The organism is Massilia eburnea, from assembly GCF_050709955.1.
Lineage (GTDB): Bacteria > Pseudomonadota > Gammaproteobacteria > Burkholderiales > Burkholderiaceae_D > Rugamonas > Rugamonas eburnea_A.
On record NZ_JBNZFX010000015.1, the window covers coordinates 36,907 to 59,739 of the forward strand.

The 22,833-nt window shown below is 63.5% G+C and carries 18 protein-coding genes; 14 read left to right on the plus strand and 4 right to left on the minus strand.

The window, feature by feature from the left end; all coding sequences use genetic code 11:
* Positions 1 to 2 precede the first annotated feature (2 nt).
* The 5 genes from ACQ4MM_RS09300 (at position 3) to ACQ4MM_RS09320 (ending at position 5,577) form a co-directional block, all read left to right on the plus strand.
* Entirely contained in the window at positions 3 to 1,466 is a 1,464-nt protein-coding gene (locus ACQ4MM_RS09300; RefSeq protein ID WP_431477101.1) for a cyanophycinase, read from the plus strand.
* 66 nt (positions 1,467 to 1,532) lie between these two features.
* A complete protein-coding gene (locus tag ACQ4MM_RS09305; RefSeq protein WP_431477102.1) occupies positions 1,533 to 2,996 on the plus strand; it encodes a DUF4331 domain-containing protein in 1,464 nt (487 codons plus the stop codon).
* A 12-nt stretch (positions 2,997 to 3,008) separates the two neighbouring features.
* Positions 3,009 to 3,248: a hypothetical protein gene (locus ACQ4MM_RS09310; RefSeq protein WP_431477103.1), complete on the plus strand. Its 240-nt coding sequence runs from the start codon at positions 3,009 to 3,011 to the stop codon at positions 3,246 to 3,248.
* A gap of 8 nt (positions 3,249 to 3,256) precedes the next feature.
* Positions 3,257 to 4,465, plus strand: a complete 1,209-nt coding sequence (locus tag ACQ4MM_RS09315) for a tetratricopeptide repeat protein (RefSeq protein WP_431477104.1) — start codon at positions 3,257 to 3,259, stop codon at positions 4,463 to 4,465.
* Positions 4,462 to 5,577 (plus strand): HupE/UreJ family protein, encoded by a 1,116-nt coding sequence (locus ACQ4MM_RS09320; protein WP_431477105.1) that lies wholly within the window; start codon positions 4,462 to 4,464, stop codon positions 5,575 to 5,577. Before ACQ4MM_RS09315 ends, ACQ4MM_RS09320 begins: the two co-directional genes overlap by 4 nt.
* Here the strand turns inward: ACQ4MM_RS09320 and ACQ4MM_RS09325 are convergent, their stop codons facing one another.
* Positions 5,578 to 6,264, minus strand: coding sequence for an anti-sigma factor (locus ACQ4MM_RS09325; protein ID WP_431477106.1), 687 nt, complete (start codon positions 6,262 to 6,264; stop codon positions 5,578 to 5,580).
* The gene (locus ACQ4MM_RS09330; protein WP_431477107.1) at positions 6,261 to 6,815 is read right to left on the minus strand and encodes a sigma-70 family RNA polymerase sigma factor; all 555 of its coding nucleotides are present in this window, start codon (positions 6,813 to 6,815) and stop codon (positions 6,261 to 6,263) included. Before ACQ4MM_RS09330 ends, ACQ4MM_RS09325 begins: the two co-directional genes overlap by 4 nt.
* 92 nt (positions 6,816 to 6,907) lie before the next feature.
* Here ACQ4MM_RS09330 and ACQ4MM_RS09335 point away from each other — a divergent pair, with 92 nt between their 5' ends.
* Positions 6,908 to 8,314, plus strand: a complete 1,407-nt coding sequence (locus ACQ4MM_RS09335) for a M64 family metallopeptidase (RefSeq protein WP_431477108.1) — start codon at positions 6,908 to 6,910, stop codon at positions 8,312 to 8,314.
* A gap of 94 nt (positions 8,315 to 8,408) precedes the next feature.
* Here the strand turns inward: ACQ4MM_RS09335 and parC are convergent, their stop codons facing one another.
* Together parC and ACQ4MM_RS09345 are read right to left on the minus strand one after the other, a co-directional pair.
* Positions 8,409 to 10,751, minus strand: a complete 2,343-nt coding sequence (parC, locus tag ACQ4MM_RS09340) for a DNA topoisomerase IV subunit A (RefSeq protein WP_431477109.1) — start codon at positions 10,749 to 10,751, stop codon at positions 8,409 to 8,411.
* Between the two features lie 14 nt (positions 10,752 to 10,765).
* Complete coding sequence (locus ACQ4MM_RS09345) at positions 10,766 to 12,766, minus strand: DNA topoisomerase IV subunit B (protein WP_431477110.1); 2,001 nt, start codon at positions 12,764 to 12,766, stop codon at positions 10,766 to 10,768.
* Between the two features lie 127 nt (positions 12,767 to 12,893).
* Here ACQ4MM_RS09345 and ACQ4MM_RS09350 point away from each other — a divergent pair, with 127 nt between their 5' ends.
* From ACQ4MM_RS09350 to kdpE, 8 genes are all read left to right on the plus strand, one after another.
* Positions 12,894 to 13,709 carry a response regulator gene (locus ACQ4MM_RS09350; protein ID WP_431477111.1) on the plus strand — a complete coding sequence of 272 codons (816 nt, stop codon included), beginning with the start codon at positions 12,894 to 12,896 and terminating at the stop codon, positions 13,707 to 13,709.
* A 187-nt stretch (positions 13,710 to 13,896) separates the two neighbouring features.
* Positions 13,897 to 14,607, plus strand: coding sequence for a TorF family putative porin (locus tag ACQ4MM_RS09355; protein ID WP_431477112.1), 711 nt, complete (start codon positions 13,897 to 13,899; stop codon positions 14,605 to 14,607).
* A 191-nt stretch (positions 14,608 to 14,798) separates the two neighbouring features.
* Positions 14,799 to 14,888 (plus strand): potassium-transporting ATPase subunit F, encoded by a 90-nt coding sequence (locus tag ACQ4MM_RS09360; RefSeq protein WP_431477113.1) that lies wholly within the window; start codon positions 14,799 to 14,801, stop codon positions 14,886 to 14,888.
* 1 nt (position 14,889) lies between these two features.
* The gene (gene kdpA / locus ACQ4MM_RS09365; protein WP_431477114.1) at positions 14,890 to 16,671 is read left to right on the plus strand and encodes a potassium-transporting ATPase subunit KdpA; all 1,782 of its coding nucleotides are present in this window, start codon (positions 14,890 to 14,892) and stop codon (positions 16,669 to 16,671) included.
* A 12-nt stretch (positions 16,672 to 16,683) separates the two neighbouring features.
* Positions 16,684 to 18,780: a potassium-transporting ATPase subunit KdpB gene (gene kdpB / locus ACQ4MM_RS09370; protein ID WP_431477115.1), complete on the plus strand. Its 2,097-nt coding sequence runs from the start codon at positions 16,684 to 16,686 to the stop codon at positions 18,778 to 18,780.
* Positions 18,781 to 18,796: 16 nt separating this feature from the next.
* On the plus strand, positions 18,797 to 19,381 hold the full coding sequence (gene kdpC, locus ACQ4MM_RS09375; protein ID WP_431477137.1) for a potassium-transporting ATPase subunit KdpC: 585 nt from the start codon (positions 18,797 to 18,799) through the stop codon (positions 19,379 to 19,381).
* Position 19,382: 1 nt separating this feature from the next.
* Positions 19,383 to 22,097, plus strand: coding sequence for a two-component system sensor histidine kinase KdpD (kdpD, locus tag ACQ4MM_RS09380; RefSeq protein ID WP_431477116.1), 2,715 nt, complete (start codon positions 19,383 to 19,385; stop codon positions 22,095 to 22,097).
* The gene (gene kdpE, locus ACQ4MM_RS09385) at positions 22,094 to 22,801 is read left to right on the plus strand and encodes a two-component system response regulator KdpE (protein ID WP_431477117.1); all 708 of its coding nucleotides are present in this window, start codon (positions 22,094 to 22,096) and stop codon (positions 22,799 to 22,801) included. The genes kdpD and kdpE overlap by 4 nt, the downstream gene beginning before the upstream one ends.
* The last annotated feature ends 32 nt before the right edge of the window (positions 22,802 to 22,833 follow it).

Genomic DNA, 22,833 nt, shown 5'->3' on the forward strand with positions numbered 1-22,833 from the left:
AGATGTCTAGCAGCGATGCCAGCGAGCAAGCAGAACAGGAGGCCATCGTGAAGCTGTACTCTCCCGCCGGCCTGGCCCGTTTGGGCCTGGCCTTGCTGGCCGCATGCGGCCTTCCGATCCACGCCCGCGAGGCGCCGCCCCGGAATCCCGTTCCTGCCCGCACCAGCACGACGCCGCCGCCGGACACCCCGTCAAAGCTTCCCACTGCACCGCCTTCGACCCCTGTACCCCTGCCCGATACTGCCGCCCCGGTGCGCATCGTGGCCGGCGCCAGTGCCACGCTCAGCGGCGGATCGGCGGCCATCGCGCCGTCGCCGGTAGCGGCGCACCAGGGCTCGCTGGTGATCATCGGCGGTGGCTTGCGCGGCGACAATGCTGACGTCTGGCAGCGCGTGGTGAAACTGGCGGGCGGCAAGGGCTCGCGCATCGCGGTGTTTCCGTCCGCTGCCGGCAATCCGGAACGTTCGGCCCAGTCCATCATCGGCTACCTGCGCAAATGGGGCGCCGACGCCTTCCTGGTGCCGGTTGCGGTGCGCCTGGCCGGCAGCGACTACAAGAAGAATGCGGAGGATGCCTTGCTGGCCAAGAAAATCCGCGAATCGGACGGCATCTACTTCGCCGGGGGCGACCAGGGCCGCATCACCAAGGCGCTGCTGCGCGAAGACGGCACCCAGACTGCGGTGCTGGAGGCGGTGTGGGAGGTGTACCGCCGCGGCGGCGTGGTCGCCGGTTCCTCTGCCGGCGCGGCCATCATGAGCAGCACCATGTTCGCCAATCCGAAGGCGATCCTGTCGATGCTGCAGACCGGTATTGCCGATGGCCGCGAACTGGGCCCGGGGCTGGGCTTCATCGGCGACGACGTGTTCGTGGACCAGCACTTGCTGGTGCGCGGCCGCTTTGCGCGCATGATCCCGGCCATGCTGGCCAAGGGCTACCAGATCGGCCTTGGCATCGACGAAGACAGCGCCATGGTGGTCAATGCGCAGCGCGAGGTGGAAGTCATCGGCTACAAGGGCGCCTTGCTGATCGACCTGTCGCGTGCCGAATGGGACAAGGAGGCGCCGCACTTTGGCGTGCGCAATGCCGTGATCAGCTATCTCGACCGCGGTGACAAGTTCAATATCGGCACCCACATGTTCATGCCGTCCAACGACAAGGCTGGCGGCCGCATCGACCCGACCCGCACGCTGGGGCGGGGTGCCGTGTTCAGCAACGACGTGCTGGGCAACAACGCCGTGATCGACCTGATGGAGCGCCTGATCGACAGCAACCAGGATGAGGCGATCGGTATTGCCAGCGGCAATCCGCGCGCCAGCGGGACCGAGCTTGGCTTCGAGTTCCGCTTCACCAAGACCGCCGATACGGTGGGTTACGTCTCCAGCGTTGCTGAGGCATATTCGGTGCTGAATATCCGCCTCGATATCCGGCCTATCGAGATCACTCGGCCGCTATACAAATATAAATGAGGATTTGAATCCGGCGGCGCATGCGCCGCGTATATGCCATGGCAACCAACCACACGGGAGGAAACCATGGCACTCATCAAGCAAGCTGCTGTCCAGTTGGCAATACTGTCAGCCCTGGCGCCGGCGGCGCAGGCGTCGAGCCACCGCGAAGCACCGTTCATCACGCGTGAACCGAAGGTCGACGGGACGGACTTCTACATGTTCCGCAGCTACGAGCCGGGGCGTGAACAATTCGTGACCCTGATCGCCAACTACGTGCCGCTGCAGGATGCATACGGCGGCCCGAACTTCTTCAGCATGGATCCGGATGCGCTGTACGAGATCCACATCGATAACAACGGCGATGCGCGCGAGGACCTGACCTTCCAGTTCCGCTTCACCAATACGTTCAAGAATGCCGCGTTCACGGTGGGCGGCAAGCAGGTGCCGATTCCCCTGGTGATCAACGGCGGTCCGATCAACGAGGTGAATGCGGCCGGACTGAATGTGCGCGAGAGCTACACGGTAGACGTGGTGCGCGGCGACCGGCGCGGCACGCGGCAGTCCGTGCGCATGGCCGGCAATGGCGCCACGGTGTTCGACAAGCCGGTCGACAATATCGGCAACAAGTCGATTCCTGATTACGCAGGCTATGCGGGCAAGCATGTGTACGCGGTGAATATTCCCGGTTGTGCGGTACCGGCACGCATGTTTGTCGGCCAGCGCAAGGATTCGTTCGTGGTCAACCTGGGCGAGACCTTTGACCTGATCAACATCAAGGCGCCGGCGGTGGAGTTCCTCGCCAATGCGGAGCGGAATGCACGCGATGACCTGGACGACAAGAACGTGACTTCCATCGAGCTGGAAGTGGCGGCGTCGTGCCTGACTGCCGGCACGGAGCCGGTGATCGGCGGCTGGACCACGGCCAGCCTGCGGCAGGGGCGCCTGATCAATCCGAACGGTGGTTCGAAGGAGGGCGGGGCGTGGACGCAGGTGTCGCGGCTCGGCATGCCGCTGGTGAACGAGGTGGTGATCGGCTTGAAAGACAAGGACCGCTTCAACCACAGCAAGCCGCGGCAGGATGGGCAGTTCGTGGACTATGTCACCAATCCGACCTTGCCGGCCTTGGTGGAGGTGCTGTTCGGCAGCGCGGGCGCCAAGGCGCCAACCAACTTCCCGCGCAATGACCTGGTGACGGTTTTCCTCACCGGCGTGCCGGGCTTGAACCAGCCAGCGAATGTGAAGGCTTCCGAAATGCTGCGGCTGAACACTTCGATTGCACCGGTTGCGAAAGGCGCGCAGAAGCGGCTGGGCGTGATCGATGGCGACAACGCGGGTTTTCCCAATGGGCGCCGGCCGGGCGACGACGTGGTGGATATCGCTTTGCGCGTGGTGATTGGCAAGCTGTGCACGCTGAATATCGGCTGCGCGCCTGGCGATGCTCCTGCCGGTGCGATCCGCTTTACTGATGGCGCTTTCCTGGATGACAGCTACTTCAGCGCCGGCTTCCCCTACCTGAAGACGCCGATCGCCGGCTCGCCGCAGCAATAGGAGGGCATGATCATGAAACGTCTATGTCTTGCTTTTGCTGCCGTGTTGCTGGCCGGCTGCGGCGGTGGTGGTGGTGATGCCGCTTCGGCGATGTCGATGCCCGATCAGTTGCCTCTTCCTCCGCCAGGCGATACCTTTACCTCGGCGCTGATTGTGCTGGTTCGCAGCGCGCCTGAAACCACGGAACCGGCCGACGTCGATGGCACGGCGGCGGCCGCGCCTGAGGGCGGCGAGCCGGTGGTCGTGGAGTGAGGGAAGCCATGAAGCCCGCCGCCTGCACCATTCGCGTCGCCGCTGCATTGGCCTTCTCCGCTATGGCATCCATGGCGCTACCGGGTTTGGCCGCGCCGTTCGTGCCGCGATCCGGTGCCGAGGTGCTGGAACGGTTGCCGCAGCGGGGAACTGCTTCCGACGCGGTTGTGCGCCGCCAGCGCGCACGGCTGGCGGAGGCGCCGCGCGACCCGGCGGTTGCCGCCGAAGCTGCGCAGCGCTACATCGAGCTTGGCCGCGCAACGGGCGATCCACGCTACTTTGGTTATGCGCAAGCTGCCCTGGCTCCCTGGTGGCAGGCCGCCGCACCGCCGGTGCCGGTGTTGCTGTTGCGCGCCACGCTGCTGCAATCCAGCCATCGCTTTGAGGAATCGATGCGCGACCTGGACGCCGTGACACGCGCAGACCCCGGCAACGCCCAGGCGTGGGTGACCCTGGCGACGGTGCAGGTAGTGCGGGGCGAATACGATGCGGCCATTCGCAGTTGCGGCCGGCTCTCGTCACTGGCCAGTCAACTTGCCAGCATGACCTGCCTCGCCAATGCCCGCGCCTCCGGCGGCCAGCTTGCGGCCAGCGAACGCTTGCTGGCGCTGGCTATCGAGCGTTCGCCGAGCGCGCAAGGCGCGTCCAATGACGGCCTGCGGCTTTGGGCGTTGACGCTGTCAGGCGAGCTGGCGGCGCGGGGCGGTGATGAAGCGCGCGCCGAAGCGCGATTCCGCCAGGCGCTCGACTTGGCGCCGGACGATAGCTACCTGCTTGGCGCTTATGCGGACCTGCTGCTGGACCAGGGCCGTCATGCTGAAGTGCAGGCGCTGCTGCGCGAGCACCTTCGCATCGATGGCTTGCTGCTGCGGCACACGATTGCGTCGCACGTGTCCGTGCCGACCGAGGCCAACGCCCTTGCGGAACTGCAAGCGCGCTTCACGGCGGCAGCCCGCCGTGGCGAAGCAATCCACCAGCGCGAACAGGCCCGTTTCGAACTGCATCTGCGCCATAGCGCCCGTGCCGCGCTGGAACTTGCCCTGGTCAACTGGCAGGTTCAGAAAGAGCCCGCAGACCTGCGCATCCTGTTGGAAGCAGCAGTCGCGGCGCGCGATCCCGCGGCAGCCCGTCCGGCACTGGCTTGGCGCCGCAGGCAAGGCCTTGAGGACCTTAAGATCGCCTCGCTGGCGCAGCAACTGGAAGGAGACCGGCTATGATCACCTGGCCTTCGGCTGCGCGCTGGCTGGCTGCGCTGATCGTCGTGCCCCTGCTGTTTGCCGCCGGTGCGGCCCAGGCGCACAAGCCGAGCGACAGCTACTTGACGCTGCGTGTTACGACGGCGGAACCAGCATCGCGCCAGCAAGTTGTCGACGGGCGCTGGGACATCGCCTTGCGCGACATCGACTTTGCCATTGGCCTTGATGCGGATGGCGACGGCGAACTGACCTGGGACGAGGTCCGTTCCCGTCACACCGAGATCGCGGCCTACGCCATGCCGCGCCTCGGCCTGGCGCCAGGCTGCCGCCTGCGCGTGTCAGGCCAGCAGATTGACCGCCACACTGACGGTGCTTATACCGTCCTGCTGCTACGCGGGGCCTGCGAACCCGGCGTCACTCTTTCCATCGACTACAAACTGTTCGCCGACCTCGATGCCCAGCACCGCGGCATGGCCAACATCACTCTCGACGGCCGCACGCAATCGGCCATACTGGGCGGCGATCACACGCGTCTCGCAGCCGCCAGCGGAGATGGCAGCACTTGGCAACAGGCTTCCGGTTACCTGCGGCACGGGGTCTGGCATATCTGGACCGGCTATGACCATATCCTGTTCCTGCTCTCCCTGTTACTGCCGGCGGTGTTGGTGAAAGGCTGGCGGCCCGCGAGCGCAGACGTACTGCGCGTCGTCACCGCCTTCACGCTCGCCCACTCGATCACACTCTCGCTCGCAGCGCTGCAAGTGGTCGCGCTGCAAAGCCGCTTGATTGAATCCGCCATCGCCGCTTCGGTCGCAATCGCTGCGCTGAACAATGTCTGGCCACTGGTGCGAGGCAAGCGCTGGTTGGCCTCATTCGCCTTCGGCTTGTTGCATGGTTTCGGTTTTGCCGGGGTGCTGGGTGACCTTGGCTTGCCCAAAGGTGCCACGGTACTCGCTCTGGCAGCGTTCAATGCAGGCGTCGAACTGGGTCAGCTGGCAATTGTCGCGGCCGTCGTCCCGCTGGCCTACGCGCTGCGCGGCACCTGGATGTACCGGCAGCTCATTGTGAAGGGCGGCTCGGCCGGCATCGCCTTGCTGGCGATGCTGTGGTTGGTCGAGCGAGCCACTGTGTGATTACATGGCTCGTACCCACGGGCCTTTGTACAGCACAGGCCCGGTTGGTCCGTTAGGATCCGGTGATCCGCCGCGCGGCTCCAGCGAGATTGCCAGCACCACAACGTCGTCGCCTACAGCGCCCGAGGCGAGGGAAAAAGTTGAACGTCCCTCGGCACCCAGCACGCCCAACGAGCGCGGCGCGCCTTTTTTCGGAATGGCCCATAGCTGCAAGGAGCGGTCGACCGGCACCGGCGCAGCGCCGACGATATGAACTTGCAGCAGCCGCTTGCGGGTATCGGCCTTCACCAACAGGGCGGGCTGCGCCTGCTGGTCGGTCAAAGTGGCAACCAGGTCGTAGGATGGCCCCCGCAATTGCTGCAAGCCGATCGCCACCACCAGCGCGGCAGCCACTGCGGCGGATGCGGTCCCGATGCCGAAACCACGCCAGAAATGCCAGCTGCTGCGCTCCGGTTTCAGGTGCAGGCGCATTTCGATATTTCGCCATACTTGAGGGGAGGGCTCCTGCGCACGCACGAATTCATGCATCGGTAGCAGGCGGCGTTCCCATTCCTTGACCAGCATGCGCAGGGCGGCATCGCTGTACATCAAGCCTTCGAAACGACGGCGCGCACCGCCACGCAAGGTGCCCAGCACGTATTCCGCGGCCAGCTTGTCGCGCAAGTCGTCATTTTCACGGATGTTCATGACGATTCCACCTGCGACAGGCATTGCCTGAGTTTGTCCATGCCGCGCCGGATCCAGGTTTTGACGGTGCCGACGGGCAGCGACATGCGTTGCGCCACTTCGGTGTGCGACAGGTCATGGAAGAAGGCCAGGCATATCGCCATCCGATGCAGGCCTTCCAGCCGCGCCATGCAGGCAGCGAGCGCGCGTGCGTCGCTGCTCATTTCACTCGCCTCGGCAGGGGAGCTTGTGTATTCATCGCGAAATGCTTCATGATCCAGTTCCACCGTGTCATCCGTGCGACGCAGGATATCGAGCGCCTTGTTGCGGACTATGGCAGCCATCCACGTCAGCGGCGCTGCCAGGCCGGCCTCGTAGTGCGGCGCTGCGTGCCAGATCGACACAAAGCCTTCCTGCAGCGCCTCTTCGGCCAGCTCCCGCTTACGTAATATACGCATGGCAAAGCCAAACAGTTTCGGCGCGGCTGCATCGTACAGCGCGCGAAATGCCGCGGCGTCCTGGCGGCCGGCCGCAGCCAGCCATGTTCTTAGCTGTTCGGGTTCAATAGGCATGGGGCCATCTTATGCCTGGCCTTTTGGCTGGTCTACTGTAATCCGCAAAGCAAAGCTACAATAACCGCCACCAAAACCACACTGGAGACTTCATGTCGTACCTGAATCGACTGCTGGCGGGAGCGGCGCTCAGCACCGTGGCCGGCCTTGCACTGGCGGCGCAACCGGCAACCGTACGCCTCGACTATATGCACACTGGTAACGCGCTAAACGAAAGTTATGCGATCGAACAAGTTGTGATTGAGCCGCTGCCATGGCCGGGCGATATGTCCAAGACAATCGATACCACGAACCGCGGCGTGAACAAGGTCGAAGTGGCGGATGCCAAGACCGGCAAGGTGCTGTACACCCGCACCTTCTCCACCATTTTCGTTGAATGGAAGTCGACCGAGGAAGCGGCCAAGCTGACGCGCGGCTTCCATGAATCGGTGCGTTTCCCCAAGCCCGACCGGCCGGTCAAGGTGCGCATCCTGAAGCGCGACGAGCGCAATGAATTCTCCGTGGCGTGGAGCGTGGACGTCGACACCGATGCGATGGACGTGGTGCGCAAGCAGGATGTGGCGCCAGCCAAACCGATCCCGATCCGTGTCAGTGGCCCAAGCGAAAAGAAGGTTGACTTGCTGATCCTGGGCGACGGCTATACCAAGGCCGATATGGCCAAGTTCGAGGCCCGTGCGCGTAAGCTGTCCGACTACCTGTTCACTGTTTCGCCGTTCAAGGAGCGCGCCAAGGACTTCAACGTGTGGGCGATGGCGGTGCCGACCCAGGAAAGCGGCGTGTCGCGCCCTTCGACCAATACCCACCATGCGTCCAAGCTGGGCACGCGCTATGACATCTTCGGCAGCGAACGCTACGTGCTGACCATCGACAATCGTGCGCTGCGCGAGATTGCGCAGCATGCGCCGTATGAATTCATCGAGATCCTGGTGAATAACGATACGTATGGCGGTGGCGGAATCTACGGCCAGTTCAGCACTGCGGCGGCGGACAACGATTGGGCGAACTACCTGTTCGTGCACGAATTCGGCCATCACTTCGCGGGCCTGGCGGATGAGTATTACACCTCGCCGGTGGCTTATGCGACCGGCGCTGCGCGCATGGAGCCTTGGGAGCCGAACGTGACGGCCTTGCTGGACCCGGCCAATGTGAAGTGGAAGAAGTTTGTGACGCCGGGAACCGCCTTGCCGACTGCGTGGCCGAAGGCGGAGTATGAGACGCATTCACGCGAGTACCATAAGATCCGCGCGCAACTGCGCAAGGATAATCGTCCGGAATCGGAGATGAGCAAGTTGTTCAAGGAAGATCTGGCCTGGACCAATGCGCTGTTCTCGAAGGCGCCGAATCGCAAGGCGGTGGGGGCGTTCGAGGGGGCGAATTATGAGGCGACTGGCTACTATCGTTCGCAGCAGCAGTGCTTGATGTTTGACCGCAGCGAGGAGTTTTGTGCGGTTTGCAGCGAGGCGGTGCAGGAGACGATTGATTTGTACGCGCCGCGCTAAGACCGGTAAATCTGGGTCAGACCCAAGGGTCTGACCCGCCACGCGGCAGCCAACAATCGTGTCTGACCTTTGGGTCAGACCCTGGTTTACCGGTTTAGGTATTTGGCGCCAACCCCGTCGGCTTGATCCGCACCGGCATCGGCTTACCCTTACGCGCCCGCTTGCCGAAGTGAGGACCCAGAGCCGTCGGCCCCATGCGGTCTTCCTTGGCCTTCTGCGCATTGCCGATTCCCAGCACGGTGACACCCTTGTCGGTGATCGCGCAGGCGGCAACCAGCTTCTCCTTGTCAGCCAGATCCATCAGGATCACGCCACGACCGCCGTTGGACAGCACCTTCATCTCGTCCATGCCGAACACCAGCAGGTTCGACTTCTCGGAAATGACCGCCACTGCGCTCGCGCCATCGACAACCAGGGTCGGAGGCAGCGGCTTGTCGCCTTCGTCCAGCGTGATGAAGGACTTGCCGCCCTTCAGTCGCGACACCATATCACCGGCCTTGGCGATAAAGCCATAACCCGCGTCGGACGCCAGCAGCAGCTGCTTGTCGCCATTGCCCGCGAAGTAGTGCAGCAGGCGTGCACCGCCCGACAGGTCCACCAGCGTGGTAATCGGCACACCGTCGCCGCGTGCGTTAGGCAGCGCGGCTACCGGCACGGAGTACACCTTGCCGTTATCGCCGAAGCCCAGCAGGGTATCCACCGTGCGGCACTCGAACGCGCCATACAGCGAGTCGCCCGCCTTGAAGGTGAACTGCGCCGGATCGTGACCGATGCCGGTACGCGCGCGCACCCAGCCCTTTTCGGAAATGATCACGGTCACCGGTTCGTCGGCTACCTTCTGTTCCACGACAGCCTTCTGCGCTTCCTCGATCAGGGTGCGGCGTGCGTCGCCGTAAGCCTTGGCGTCGCCGTCGATCTCCTTGATGACCAGGCGGCGCAGGGTGGACGGATTGTCCAGGATGTCCAGCAAGCCCTCGCGCTCCTTGCGCAGCTCGGCCAATTGCTGTTCGATCTTGATCGCTTCCAGGCGCGCCAATTGGCGCAGACGGATTTCCAGGATATCTTCCGCCTGAAGGTCCGACAGCTTGAAGCGCTCGATCAGCGCCGCCTTCGGCTCGTCCGAATTACGGATGATGGCGATCACTTCATCGATGTTCAGCAGGACGATCTGGCGGCCTTCCAGGATATGGATGCGCTCATCGACCTTTTTCAGTTTGAACTGGGTACGGCGGGTCACAGTGGCGAAGCGGAACTCGATCCACTCGCCCAGGATATCGCTGATGCCCTTCTGGCGTGGACGGCCATCGCCGCCGATCATTACCAGGTTCATCGATGCCGAAGTCTCCAGCGAGGTATGCGCCAGCATCATGTGCATGAACTCAGTCTGGTTCTGGTTCTTCGACTTTGGCTCGAATACCAGGCGCACAGCAGCCTCACGGCCCGATTCATCGCGCACCTTATCCAGTTGGCCCAGCAGCAGGCCTTTCAACGCCACCTGCTCCGGCGACAGGGCTTTTTTGCCCAGCTTGACCTTCGGATTGGTCAGTTCTTCAATTTCTTCCAGCACCTTCTGGCTGGAGGTGCCCGGCGGCAGTTCGTACACGACGGCCTGCCACTGGCCACGCGCCAGTTCTTCGATCTTCCAGCGCGCGCGCACCTTCATCGAGCCGCGGCCGGACGCGTACATATCGTCCAGCTGCGCACGCGGCGTGATCAACTGGCCGCCGCCCGGGAAATCCGGGCCCGGGATCAGTTCCATCAGTTCCGAGTGGGTGATCTTCGGATTACGGATCATCGCCACCGCGGCCTTGGCCACCTCGGTCAGGTTGTGCGACGGGATCTCGGTCGCCAGGCCCACGGCGATACCTGAGGCGCCGTTCAGCAGCACCATCGGCAGGCGTGCCGGCAGCAGGGCCGGTTCTTCATACGAACCGTCGTAGTTCGGGATGAAATCCACGGTGCCCTCGTCGATTTCGTCCAGCAGCAGGCGCGAAATCGGAGTCAAGCGGGCTTCGGTGTATCGCATTGCCGCGGCGCCGTCGCCGTCGCGCGAACCGAAGTTACCCTGGCCATCGATCAGCGGGTAGCGCAGGGAGAAGTCCTGCGCCATGCGCACCAGCGCGTCGTACACCGACTGGTCGCCGTGCGGGTGCAGCTTACCCAGCACGTCGCCGACCACGGTGGCGGACTTGCGCGGCTTGGCGGTCGGGCCCAGGCCCAATTCGTTCATCGAATACAGGATGCGGCGCTGCACCGGCTTCTGGCCGTCGCACACGTCCGGCAGGGCGCGGCCCTTGACCACGGAAATGGCGTAATCCAGGTAGGCGCGCTCGGCGAAGGTCGAGAGGGTCAGCGATTCGCCGCCGTCATCACCGCCGTTGCCACCGCTTGGCGGCAGCTCCGGGGTCGGTTCGTCAAAGAGGTTTGCTTGAGTCATGTTCGATACTTGTATTAGATGTCTGCTTCAACTTCATTGCCATGTTCTTCAATCCATGCGCGGCGGGCGGCGGCTTCGCCTTTGCCCATCAGCATATTGAAGCGCGAGGACGAGTAGCTGTGGTCGAAATCGCCCAGCGACACGGGCAGCAGGCGGCGGGTGTCCGGATTCATGGTGGTTTCCCACAGCTGCTCGGCGTTCATCTCGCCCAGGCCCTTGAAGCGGGAAATGGTCCAGGAGCCTTCTTTCAGGCCATCCTTGCGCAGCTTGTCTTCGATGGCCACCAATTCGCCGTCGTCCAGCGCGTACAGCTTCTGGATCGGCTTCTTGCCGCGTGCCGGTGCATCCACGCGGTACAGCGGTGGACGCGCCACGCAGATGTGGCCTTTGTCGATCAGGGCAGGGAAGTGGCGGAAGAACAGGGTAAGCAGCAGCACCTGGATGTGGGAGCCGTCGACGTCCGCATCGGAGAGGATGCAGATTTTGCCGTAGCGCAGGCCGCTCAGGTCTGGCGAGTCGCCGTAATTGTGCGGGTCGACGCCGATTGCCACTGCGATATCGTGAATTTCGTTATTGGCGAACAGGCGGTCCTTGTCGGTTTCCCAGGAGTTCAGCACCTTGCCGCGCAGCGGCAGGATGGCCTGGTATTCCTTGTCGCGCCCCATCTTGGCGGAACCGCCTGCGGAGTCGCCCTCCACCAGGAAGATTTCGGTGCGGGTCACTTCGTCCGATTCGCAATCGGTCAGCTTGCCCGGCAACACGGCCACGCCAGAGGATTTCTTTTTCTCGACCTTCTGCGCGGAGCGCAGGCGCGATTGCGCTTGTTTGATGACCAGTTCCGCCAGTTTCTTGCCGAAGTCAATGTGCTGGTTCAGCCACAGTTCCAGCGCAGGCTTGGAGAAGGTGGACACCAGGCGCACAGCATCGCGCGAATTCAGGCGCTCCTTGATCTGGCCCTGGAACTGCGGATCCAGGACCTTGGCCGACAGCACGAAGGAAGCGCGTGCAAACACGTCTTCCGGCAGCAGCTTAACGCCCTTCGGCAGCAGCGAGTGCAGCTCGACGAAGTTTTTCATCGCGCCGAACAGGCCATCGCGCAGGCCGGATTCATGGGTGCCGCCGTTCGGGGTCGGGATCAGGTTGACGTAGGACTCGCGCACCACGGCGCCTTCCTCGGTCCATGCCACCACCCACGATGCGCCTTCGCCTTCGGCAAAGCCTTCCGCGTCAGGGGTAGCGAATTGTTCGCCCTCGAACAGGGGGATCAGGGTTTCGCCGCCGGAGGAGGTTTGCGCCAGTTGTTCGTTCAGGTAGCCGCGCAGGCCGTCCTTGTACATCCAGGTCTGCTCGTCGCCGTTCTTGGCGTTCTTCAGCGTGACGGTCACGCCAGGCAGCAGCACGGCCTTGGAGCGCAGCAGGCGTTGCAACTCGACCTGGGAGATCAGCGGCGAGTCGAAATATTTCGCATCCGGCCAGGCGGTAACCCGGGTACCGGACTTCTTGCCGTCTTTCGGCGCAGGCTCGGAGCGCAGCGGTTCCACCAGGTCGCCGTTTTCGAAGGCGAGATTGTGGAAACCATTGCCGGCGTCGTCTTTACGCCACACTGCGATCTCCAGACGCTTGGACAGCGCGTTGGTGACCGAAACGCCGACACCGTGCAGGCCGCCGGAGAAGGCGTAGGCGCCGCCCGAGCCTTTATCGAACTTGCCGCCCGCGTGCAGGCGGGTAAAGACGATTTCCACCGTCGGCACGTTTTCTTCAGGATGCAAGCCGACCGGAATACCACGGCCGTCGTCTTCGACAGAGATGGAACCGTCGGCATTCTGCGTCACGATGATGTTTTTGCAATGGCCGCCCAATGCTTCATCGGAGGCATTGTCGATCACCTCCTGGATGATGTGCAGCGGGTTCTCGGTGCGGGTATACATGCCCGGGCGCTGCTTGACGGGCTCCAGTCCTTTGAGGACGCGGATGGATGATTCGCTGTAGTCGGAAACTGGTTTTTTAGTGGCCATACGTGTTATTGGTAATGCAAAGTGCTGTGATTATATACAGTATTTTCCGCGGTGACGGATCGCATGCTTGCGCATTCTATCCGCAACAGCCGGTGGCGCAAGGGAATCACGGCGGTAAAATGGGTTTATGACCACAGATCGGCGCCCGTTGGCAGTCAGGCTGGTTGGCTTCCCGCCGGAGGCCGGGCACGCGCTCGCGCATGGCCTGTCCCGGGCGCCAGCCGAAGGGCCGTCGTATCTTTGCCTGTCCGAAGACAGCCTGCAGGACCCCGATATTTACCTGGCCAACGGCACCGAATTGAGAGCCCTGGCCGTCATCGCATCGTTGGCTGCAGGCGACATCCGGCCGGCGCTGGTGTTGGGCGCGACCGGTGTGTTGCTGCCTTACCCGAACTTGCCGCTGCCAGTGCAGTGGAGCGCCATGTATGCCGAATTGGCTCGCCTGGTCGAACGCCGTGCCGCAGTGCTGGCCGGCCTGTCGCCTTCCGTCGATTCGCTGGTACCCGAACGCCGGCGCCACGAGCGGCTCGACCTGGACCTGACCGACCCTGATGTATATGAAAAGATGCGCAAGCCGCGGCGGGAAGGAGCTGTGGTTTGTGTCGACGCGAATGCCCGTTTCAGCGAGCAGTTAGGACAATCGCTGAAACAGTTCGGCACCACAGTATTGTGGGCGGTGGACGGCGTGGCTGCGCTGGCGATCTGCCGCCAGCGGGCGGTCGCTGTGGTGCTGATCGACTTTGCCTCGCCGATCATCGACCACTACCTGCTGTGCGCCCAAGTGCGCAGCGAAGAGACGCATCCCGAGGTGGTTTTCCTGGTGCAGTCCGCCCACGACTACGACGTCACCCGCGGCCGCGCCGCCGGCGCAGCAGGAATGCTCGACAAGCCGCTGGCCGAGCACCAGGTGCAGGCCGTGCTGCGAAAATTCATGCGCCTGTAAAAAATGTCCACTTTGGGGTCAGGAACAGAAGTGGACATTCTTGCGCAGCAAAATGTCCACTATCGTTCCTGACCCCAAAGCGGACATTTTTACGCGGCGTTGATTGGCTGCGGCCTTCTATTTAGACCGTTTTTATGCGGCGCTCGATACGCTTTCGTCACCTTCTTTTTTTGACGAAAGTGGATTTATGAAGAATGCGATTTTCCTGGCCGCTGCCATGCTGGCGGCTCCTGCCTTTGCCGATGACCTGAGCTTCAACGCCTCGCTGACCAGCGATTACCGCTATCGCGGCATCTCGCAAACGCGCTCGCAGCCCGCCCTGCAAGGCGGCGCCGATTTCGCCAGCGCTGCCACCGGCTTGTACGTCGGCGCCTGGGCCTCGACCATCAACTGGACGCGCGATGCGGGCGGCTCCGGCCGCGTGGAACTGGACATCTACGGCGGCAAGCGCGGCCAACTGACGCAAGACATCAGTTACGATGCCGGCGTGCTGACCTATGCCTACAAGGGCCGCATCCCGGGCCTCGACAATCCCGACACCACGGAAGTCTACGGCCAGCTTGGCTATGGCCCGGCCAGCCTGAAGTATTCGCATTCGCTGACAAGCCTGTTTGGCTTCGCCGACAGCAAGAACTCCGGCTATCTGGACCTGAGCGCCAACCTCGATGCGGGTGCCGGCTACACCGTCAACCTGCACGCCGGACACCAGCGCGTGAAGAACAACAGTGCCTCCGATTACAGCGACTGGAAGCTGGGCGTCACCAAGGATATGGGTTTCGCCAGCGTGCAGCTGGCTGCCGTCGGCACCAACGCCGGCAAGACGGCCTACGCCTCTCCGGCCAACGGAAAATTCCTGGGCAAGAACGCCCTGCAGCTCACCGTCAGCCGGACCTTCTGATTTTTACACCTTGTTTACACCGGCTTGCCCAGTCTTTACACCGATTTTAGACGTGGCTCGATAAGCTGGTTCACAGACAAACAAGACCTTTCGGGGAACCTAATGGACATCGTCTTTATCGGCGCAATCGTCGCCTTTTTCGTACTGGTCGCCACTATGGCGGCCGGTTGCGACAAGCTGGGAGGCCAGCAATGAACATCTTTTATCTCATCGGCTCCGTTGCCACGGCCGGCTTGCTGGCCTACCTGTTGGTGGCCCTGCTGAAAGCGGAGGACCTGTAACATGACCACCCAATCCTTCCTGCTGCTGGCAGTTTTCCTGCTGGTGCTGGGCGCCGCGGCGTGGCCGCTGGGCGGTTTGTTGGCGCGCGTGGCCGACGGCCGCAATATTCCAGGCCTGGGCTGGCTGGCGGCGGTCGAAAAACTGCTGTACCGCGCCGCCGGCGTACAGACCGATGAAGCGCAGCGCGGCATGGGCTGGAAAGCCTATGCTATCGCGCTGCTGGTCTTCAACCTGGTGGGCACACTGTTTGTCTACGCCGTGCAGCGCATGCAGGCGTGGCTGCCGCTGAACCCGCAGGACCTGCCTGGCGCCAGTCCCGACTCCTCGTTCAACACCGCCGTCAGCTTTGTGGCCAACACCAACTGGCAGGGTTATGCGGGCGAGCAGACCATGAGCTATTTGAGCCAGATGCTGGCTTTGACCGGCCAGAACTTCTTTTCGGCCGCCACCGGCATTGCCGTGGCATTCGTCCTGATCCGCGGCTTCGCTGCGCGCTCCGCCAAATCGATCGGCAACTTCTGGGTCGACCTGACCCGCATCGTGCTGTATGTGCTGTTGCCGTTGTCCTTCCTGTTTGCAGTGTTCCTGGTTGGCCAGGGTGCGATCCAGAACTTCTCCGCCTACAAGGAGGTAGCCCTGCTGGAGCAGGTGACCTACGCGATACCGGGTGCTACGCCAGAAGTTCCAGCGCAAGCCCGGACCGCGAACACGCAGTTGATCGCCATGGGCCCGGTCGCCTCGCAGGAAGCGATCAAGATGTTGGGCACCAACGGCGGTGGCTTTTTCAACGCCAACTCCGCGCATCCTTATGAGAACCCGACCCCACTGTCGAATTTCGGCGAGATGCTGGCGATCTTCCTGATCCCCGCCGCGCTGTGCTTTGCCTTTGGCCGCATGGTGGGCGACCGCCGCCAGGGCTGGGCCGTGCTGGGCGCGATGACCGTCATGTTCGTGGTCGCCGCCATCGGCATCACCGCGGCGGAGCAGTCGGCGCAACCGGCATTGCAAGCGATGGGTGTCGACCAGTCGGCCACTGGGCTGCAAGCGGGCGGCAATATGGAAGGCAAGGAGACGCGCTTCGGCATCGCTGCCACCGGCCTGTTCGCGACCGTGACCACGGCAGCGTCCTGCGGCGCCGTGAACGGCATGCACGACTCCTTCACGCCGCTTGGCGGCGCCGGGCCGATGCTGCTGATGCAGCTCGGCGAAGTGGTGTTCGGCGGCGTCGGCTCGGGCCTGTACGGCATGCTGGTCTTCGCCATCATGGCGGTGTTCATCGCCGGCCTGATGATCGGCCGCACGCCGGAGTACCTGGGCAAGAAAATCCAGTCATACGAGATGAAAATGACCTCGATCGCCATCCTGGTCACGCCGACCCTGGTGCTGGCGGGTACCGCAATCGCCGTCATGCTGGACGCGGGCAGGGCCGGTGTTGCCAATCCGGGCGCCCATGGCTTCTCGGAGATCCTGTACGCCTTCAGTTCGGCCGCCAACAACAACGGCAGCGCCTTCGCCGGACTCTCCGCCAATACACCGTTCTACAACACCATGCTGGCCATCGCCATGTGGTTTGGGCGCTTCGCCATGATCGTGCCGGTGCTGGCGATTGCCGGTTCGCTGGCATCCAAGCAGCGCCTGCAAGCCAACTCCGGCACCATGCCGACCCATGGCCCGATGTTCGTGTTCCTGCTGGTGGCCGTCGTGCTGCTGGTAGGCGTGTTGAATTACGTTCCTTCGCTGGCGCTTGGCCCGGTGATCGAACACCTGCAACTGTATAAGTAAGGAGTGCACACCATGTCGCAATCCCAGGCGATTCCAGTCGCCCAACCAGGTAAGCGCCTCAAGCTGTTCGATTCGCAGCTGGTGGTGCCGGCCATTGCCGATGCGTTCCGCAAGCTGAGCCCTGCGGTCCAATTGCGCAGCCCTGTGATGTTCGTCGTATATATCGGCAGCATCATTACCACTCTGCTCTACATCCAGTCGCTGAACGGCGTAGGGGAGGCCAGTTCAGGCTTCATCCTTGCCACCACGGTCTGGCTGTGGTTCACCGTGCTGTTCGCGAACTTTGCCGAAGCGCTGGCCGAGGGCCGCAGCAAGGCACAAGCGGCTTCGCTGCGCAGCCTGAAACAGAGCGTGACGTCGAAGCGCCTGGCAGCGCCAAAGCATGGCACGCCATGGCTGCCATGCCCGGCCACCGACCTGCGCAAGGGTAACCATGTGCTGGTGGAAGCGGGCGACGTGATCCCGATCGACGGCACCGTGATCGAAGGCGTGGCCTCGGTGGACGAAAGCGCCATTACCGGCGAATCCGCGCCGGTCATCCGCGAATCGGGCGGCGACTTTTCTTCGGTTACCGGCGGCACCCGCGTGCTGTCCGACTGGCTGGTGGTTCAGGTCACTGCCAACCCGGGCGAGACTTTCCTCGACCGCATGATCGCCATGGTGGAAGGCGCCAAGCGCAAGAAGACCCCGAACGAGATCGCGCTGACCATCTTGCTGGTGGCCTTGACCATCGTGTTCCTGATCGTGACTGCGACCTTGTTGCCGTTCTCGCTGTTCTCGGTGGAAGCCGCGCAGTCAGGTTCGCCGATCACCATTACTGTTTTGATCGCCTTGTTGGTATGCCTGATCCCGACCACCATCGGCGGCCTGCTGTCGGCCATCGGCGTGGCGGGCATGAGCCGCATGATGCAGGCCAACGTCATCGCTACTTCCGGCCGCGCGGTGGAAGCTGCCGGCGACGTCGATGTGCTGTTGCTGGACAAGACCGGCACCATTACCCTCGGCAACCGGCAGGCTGCGGCCTTCTTCGCCGCGCCGGGCGTGGGCGAGCGTGAGTTGGCGGATGTGGCGCAACTGGCTTCGCTGGCGGACGAAACGCCGGAGGGCCGCAGCATCGTGGTGCTGGCCAAGCAGAAGTTCAATATCCGCGAGCGCGAACTGTCGCCGATGCATGCCGTCTTCATTCCGTTCTCGGCCAACACCCGCATGAGCGGCGTTGACCTGGCGGGCCGCGAAGTGCGCAAGGGCTCGGCCGACGCCGTCCGCAAGTACGTGGAAGCGGCGAACCAGCAGTGGCCTGCCGAAGTAGCGGGCACCGTGGAAGATGTAGCGCGCCGTGGCAGCACGCCGCTGGTGGTGGCGGACAATGGCCGCGTGATGGGCGTAGTGGAGTTGAAGGACATCGTCAAAGGCGGCATCAAGGAGCGCTTCGCGGAGCTGCGCCGCATGGGCATCAAGACCGTGATGATCACCGGTGACAACAAGCTGACCGCCGCCGCCATTGCGGCTGAAGCAGGCGTGGACGACTTCCTTGCCGAGGCGACGCCTGAGGGTAAGTTAAGACTTATCCGCAGGTACCAGGCCGACGGCCGCCTGGTCGCCATGACCGGCGACGGCACCAACGACGCGCCTGCGCTGGCCCAGGCCGACGTGGCGGTGGCCATGAGTTCCGGCACCCAGGCTGCCAAGGAGGCGGGCAATATGGTGGACCTGGATTCCAACCCGACCAAGCTGCTGGAGATCGTGGAGATCGGCAAGCAGATGCTGATGACGCGCGGCTCGCTGACCACGTTCTCGATCTCGAACGATATCGCCAAGTACTTCGCGATTATCCCGGCCGCCTTCGTCGGCACTTACCCGCAACTGAAGGCGCTCGACGTCATGCACCTGGCCAGCTCCAACTCCGCCATCATGTCCGCCGTGATCTTCAACGCGCTGATCATCGTGTTCCTTATACCGCTGGCCCTGAAAGGCGTGCGTTACCGCGCTATCGGCGCTACTGCGCTGCTGCGCCGCAACCTGCTGGTGTACGGCCTGGGCGGCTTGATCCTGCCATTCATCGGCATCAAATTGATCGACATGCTGCTGGCAGCGTTCAACCTCGTATAAGCTGGAGAACAAGATGATGATTTCGACAATTCGTCCCGCCCTGGTGCTGTTCGGCGCGCTGACCCTGGCCTGCGGCGTGATTTACCCGCTGGCCGTCACGGGCGTCGGCTCGGCGGCGTTCCCCAGCCAGGCCGGCGGCTCCATCCTGGAAGTGGACGGCAAGCCGGTTGGCTCCGCGCTGATCGGCCAGCAATTCTCTTCGCCGAAGTATTTCTGGGGCCGCCCGTCGGCCACCGGTCCGATGCCATACAACGCCAGCGGCTCCAGCGGTTCCAACCAGGGACCGCTCAACCCAGCCTATGCCGATGCCGTGCGAGCCCGCGTCGAGACACTTAAAGCAGCCGATCCGGGCAACACTGCGCCGATCCCGGTGGACCTGGTCACGGCCTCCGGCAGCGGCCTCGATCCGGAGATCAGCCTGGCGGCCGCCCAATACCAGGCCAGGCGCGTGGCGGCCGAGCGCCGCATCGCGCCGGAGAAGGTGCAGGCGTTGATCGACGAGCACGCATCGGGCATGGTGATGGGATTTTTCGGCGAACCGCGCGTGAACGTCCTGGCGCTGAACCTGGCGTTGGACAAGAAAACGCCGCATACTCGCTGACATGATCCCACTCGACGACGACCGGCCAGATCCCGACGCGCTGCTGGCGCAAATGCAGGAGCAGGAGCGCAAGGCGACGCGCGGCAAGCTGCGGATTTACTTCGGCGCTTCGGCCGGCGTCGGAAAGACCTGCGCCATGCTGTCGGCCGCCCGCAAATTGCAGGTGGCCGGGCAGGAAGTGCTGGTCGGCGTTATCGAGACCCACGGCCGCAGCGAAACTGCGGCGCTGTTGGAAGGGCTGGACATCTTGCCGCTGCGGGCCATGGCCCATCGCGGCAAAACCCTGGGTGAATTCGACATCGATGGCGCGCTGGCGCGTCGCCCGCCGCTGATCCTGATCGACGAATTGGCGCACTCCAATGCGCCTGGCTCGCGCCACCCTAAGCGTTGGCAAGACGTTGAAGAACTTCTGGAAGCCGGCATCGATGTTTTCAGCACCGTCAACGTGCAGCACCTTGAAAGCCTGAACGACGTGGTGGGCGGCATCACCGGCATCCAGGTCAACGAAACCGTGCCGGACATGGTGTTCGACGCCGCCGACGAGGTGGTGCTGGTCGATATTCCGGCCGATGAACTGTTGTCACGGCTGAAAGGCGGCAAGGTGTATCAGGCGCAGCAGGCCGAGCGCGCCGCGAAGAACTTTTTCCGTAAAGGGAACCTGATCGCGCTGCGCGAGCTGGCCTTGCGCCGCACCGCCGACCGAATCGAAGACGATGTGCGTGCCTACCGCGTCGAACAATCGATCGACGCCATTTGGAAAACCGGAGCTTCGGTGTTGGCGCTGGTCGGTCCGCGCCCCGGCTGCGAGCAGGTAGTGCGCAGCGCTGCGCGCCTCGCAGGCCAACTGGGCACGCAATGGCATGCCATCTATGTCGAAACGCCGGCCCTGCAACGCTTGCCCTCCGGTGAACGTGAGCGCGTTCTGAAGATGCTCAAGCTGGCGCAAGAACTTGGCGCGACAACTGCCGTGCTCTCTGGCAGCAATATCGCCGCCGCAGCCGCCGAGTACGCGCGCGGCCACAACCTGTCCAAGATTGCGATGGGACGGGCGCACCGCACCTGGCCATGGCGCCGGTCGCATATCCGAAGCCTGGCAGCCTGCGCACCGGATATTGACCTGATCGAAGTATCTGGAAGCGAACGCGCAACAGCACCAGCGACGGCCGCAGCCAGCCCCTTCGCGCAGGACGATGCCGAGGAAGATGCATTGCGCTTCAAGCGGCGTGCCACCGGCTATGCTGTGGCAGCTGCCGCCAGCGTCGGCATGGCCTTGCTGGCGACGCCGTTGCTGCCATATTTCGACCTGGCCAATATCGCCATGCTGTTCCTGCTGGTGGTGCTGCTGGTAGCGGTGCGCTTCGGGCGCGGTCCTTCCGTATTGGCCACCTGCGTCAGCGTGGCCTGTTTCGACTTCTTCTTTGTGGCGCCGCGCTTCAGCTTTGCGATCTCGGACCTGCAATACACCATTACCTTTGCCGTGATGCTGGCGGTAGGCCTGCTCACTGGCCACCTGACCGCAGGCTTGCGCTTCCAGGCCCGCGTCGCCTCGTATCGCGAAGCGCGTGCCCGAGCCCTGTACGAATTTGCACGGGAGCTGTCTGGCGCGCTGCAGACGGAGCAAGTGTTCGCGACCACCGCCCGCTTCGTGCAATCGACATTCAATGCCAAGGCCACGCTGCTGGTGCCGGATGCCGAGGGTCGCCTGCACTTGCCGCCGGGCGCGGATGCTGCTCCCGTATTTGACGAGGGCGTGGCGCAATGGGCCTTCGACCATGCGGAAAGCGCTGGCCTGGGCACCGGCACGCTGCCGGCCAACCCGCTGTTCTATATGCCGCTGGTGGCGCCAATGCGCACCCGTGGCGTGCTGGCGATCGAGCCAGCGCAGCGCCGCTGGATGCTGATTCCGGAGCAGCGGCAGCACCTCGACACCTTCGCCGCGCTGGCCGCGATTGCGCTGGAACGCGTGCATTACGTCGAAGTGGCGCAGGAAGCGCTGGTCAATATGGAGTCCGAACGTTTGCGCAACTCCTTGCTGGCGGCGCTGTCGCACGACTTGCGCACGCCGCTGACGTCATTGGTCGGCTTGTCCGAATCGCTGGCCGGTTCGCGCCCGGCGTTGACGGCGCCCCAGCTGGAACTTGCCGGCTTGCTGCACGCCGAAGCGCTGCGCATGAGCGCCTTGGTGGCCAACCTGCTGGACATGGCACGCATCGAAAGCGGTGAATTGAAGTTCAATCTGCAATGGCAGCCGTTGGAAGAGGTGGTAGGCAGTTCGCTGCGCGCGAGCGGCTTGCAGTTGCGCGACCACAAAGTGAGCACCCAACTCTCGCTCGGCTTGCCGCTGCTGCGTTTCGACGCCGTACTGATCGAACGCTTGCTATGCAATCTGCTGGAGAACGCCGCCAAATACACGCCGCCCGGATCATCGATCGTAATCTACGCCGTGCAGCGCGGCGAGTTCGTACGGGTCATGGTGTACGATAACGGCCCGGGCCTGCCGCGCGGGCGCGAGGAAGCGATATTCGAGAAATTCACCCGCGGCGAAAAGGAGTCGGCCAAGCCTGGAGTCGGCCTGGGGCTGGCGATCTGCCGCGCCATCGTCGAAGTGCACGGAGGTACCATCGCGGCGGATAAATCCCCGCTGGGCGGCGCCGCGTTCGTCTTCACGCTGCCGGTCGGCACACCGCCGCAGCCGCCTGAAATCGAGGAAGAATGAACACGCAACAGACCGAGATTGTGCCCACCGCCTTGCTTGTGGAAGACGAGCCGCAGATTCGCCGCTTCGTGCGTGCCGCACTGGAAGAAGAAGGCTGGCACGTCCACGAGTCGGCCAGCATGCAGCGCGGCCTGATCGATGCCGGCACGCGCCGCCCGGACCTGGTCATCCTCGACCTCGGCCTGCCGGATGGCGACGGCATCGATTTTATCGCCGACTTGCGCAAATGGTCGAACGTGCCGGTGATCGTGCTGTCGGCGCGCGTCAACGAAGCCGACAAGATCAAGGCGCTGGATGCCGGCGCTGACGATTACCTGAGCAAGCCTTTCGGCACCGGCGAGTTGCTGGCCCGCGTACGCGCTACCCTGCGCCGCCAGAGGCAACCGCAAGCCGACAACGCCGGCCAGGTCCAATTTGGTGAAGTAGTGGTGGATCTGCCGAACCGCCGCGTCAGCAAGCGGGGCGAACACGTGCACCTGACGCCGACCGAGTACCGGCTGCTGTCCGTGCTGGTCGCCAACGCCGGCCGCGTCATGACCGCGCCACAACTGCTGCGCGCGGTGTGGGGGCCCGCGCAATCCGACAACAGCCACTACCTGCGCATCTACATGGGCCACTTGCGCCACAAGCTGGAAGACGACCCTGCCCAGCCTCAATACCTGATCACCGAAACCGCCGTCGGCTACCGCCTGCATCCCGGCTAAATGTCCACTTTCGTTCCTGACCCTGGAATGGA

Bases quoted from the DNA above. Each gene is read 5' to 3' on its own strand.
- ACQ4MM_RS09360 (WP_431477113.1), top strand. From the start codon at position 14,799: ATGAACATCTTTTATCTCATCGGCTCCGTTGCCACGGCCGGCTTGCTG.
- ACQ4MM_RS09335 (WP_431477108.1), top strand. From the start codon at position 6,908: ATGTCGTACCTGAATCGACTGCTGGCGGGAGCGGCGCTCAGCACCGTG.
- ACQ4MM_RS09305 (WP_431477102.1), top strand. From the start codon at position 1,533: ATGGCACTCATCAAGCAAGCTGCTGTCCAGTTGGCAATACTGTCAGCC.
- ACQ4MM_RS09350 (WP_431477111.1), top strand. From the start codon at position 12,894: ATGACCACAGATCGGCGCCCGTTGGCAGTCAGGCTGGTTGGCTTCCCG.
- ACQ4MM_RS09330 (WP_431477107.1), bottom strand. From the start codon at position 6,815: ATGCCTATTGAACCCGAACAGCTAAGAACATGGCTGGCTGCGGCCGGC.
- ACQ4MM_RS09310 (WP_431477103.1), top strand. From the start codon at position 3,009: ATGAAACGTCTATGTCTTGCTTTTGCTGCCGTGTTGCTGGCCGGCTGC.
- ACQ4MM_RS09345 (WP_431477110.1), bottom strand. From the start codon at position 12,766: ATGGCCACTAAAAAACCAGTTTCCGACTACAGCGAATCATCCATCCGC.
- parC (WP_431477109.1), bottom strand. From the start codon at position 10,751: ATGACTCAAGCAAACCTCTTTGACGAACCGACCCCGGAGCTGCCGCCA.
- kdpA (WP_431477114.1), top strand. From the start codon at position 14,890: ATGACCACCCAATCCTTCCTGCTGCTGGCAGTTTTCCTGCTGGTGCTG.
- kdpB (WP_431477115.1), top strand. From the start codon at position 16,684: ATGTCGCAATCCCAGGCGATTCCAGTCGCCCAACCAGGTAAGCGCCTC.
- kdpD (WP_431477116.1), top strand. From the start codon at position 19,383: ATGATCCCACTCGACGACGACCGGCCAGATCCCGACGCGCTGCTGGCG.
- kdpC (WP_431477137.1), top strand. From the start codon at position 18,797: ATGATTTCGACAATTCGTCCCGCCCTGGTGCTGTTCGGCGCGCTGACC.
- ACQ4MM_RS09320 (WP_431477105.1), top strand. From the start codon at position 4,462: ATGATCACCTGGCCTTCGGCTGCGCGCTGGCTGGCTGCGCTGATCGTC.
- kdpE (WP_431477117.1), top strand. From the start codon at position 22,094: ATGAACACGCAACAGACCGAGATTGTGCCCACCGCCTTGCTTGTGGAA.
- ACQ4MM_RS09325 (WP_431477106.1), bottom strand. From the start codon at position 6,264: ATGAACATCCGTGAAAATGACGACTTGCGCGACAAGCTGGCCGCGGAA.
- ACQ4MM_RS09300 (WP_431477101.1), top strand. From the start codon at position 3: ATGTCTAGCAGCGATGCCAGCGAGCAAGCAGAACAGGAGGCCATCGTG.
- ACQ4MM_RS09355 (WP_431477112.1), top strand. From the start codon at position 13,897: ATGAAGAATGCGATTTTCCTGGCCGCTGCCATGCTGGCGGCTCCTGCC.
- ACQ4MM_RS09315 (WP_431477104.1), top strand. From the start codon at position 3,257: ATGAAGCCCGCCGCCTGCACCATTCGCGTCGCCGCTGCATTGGCCTTC.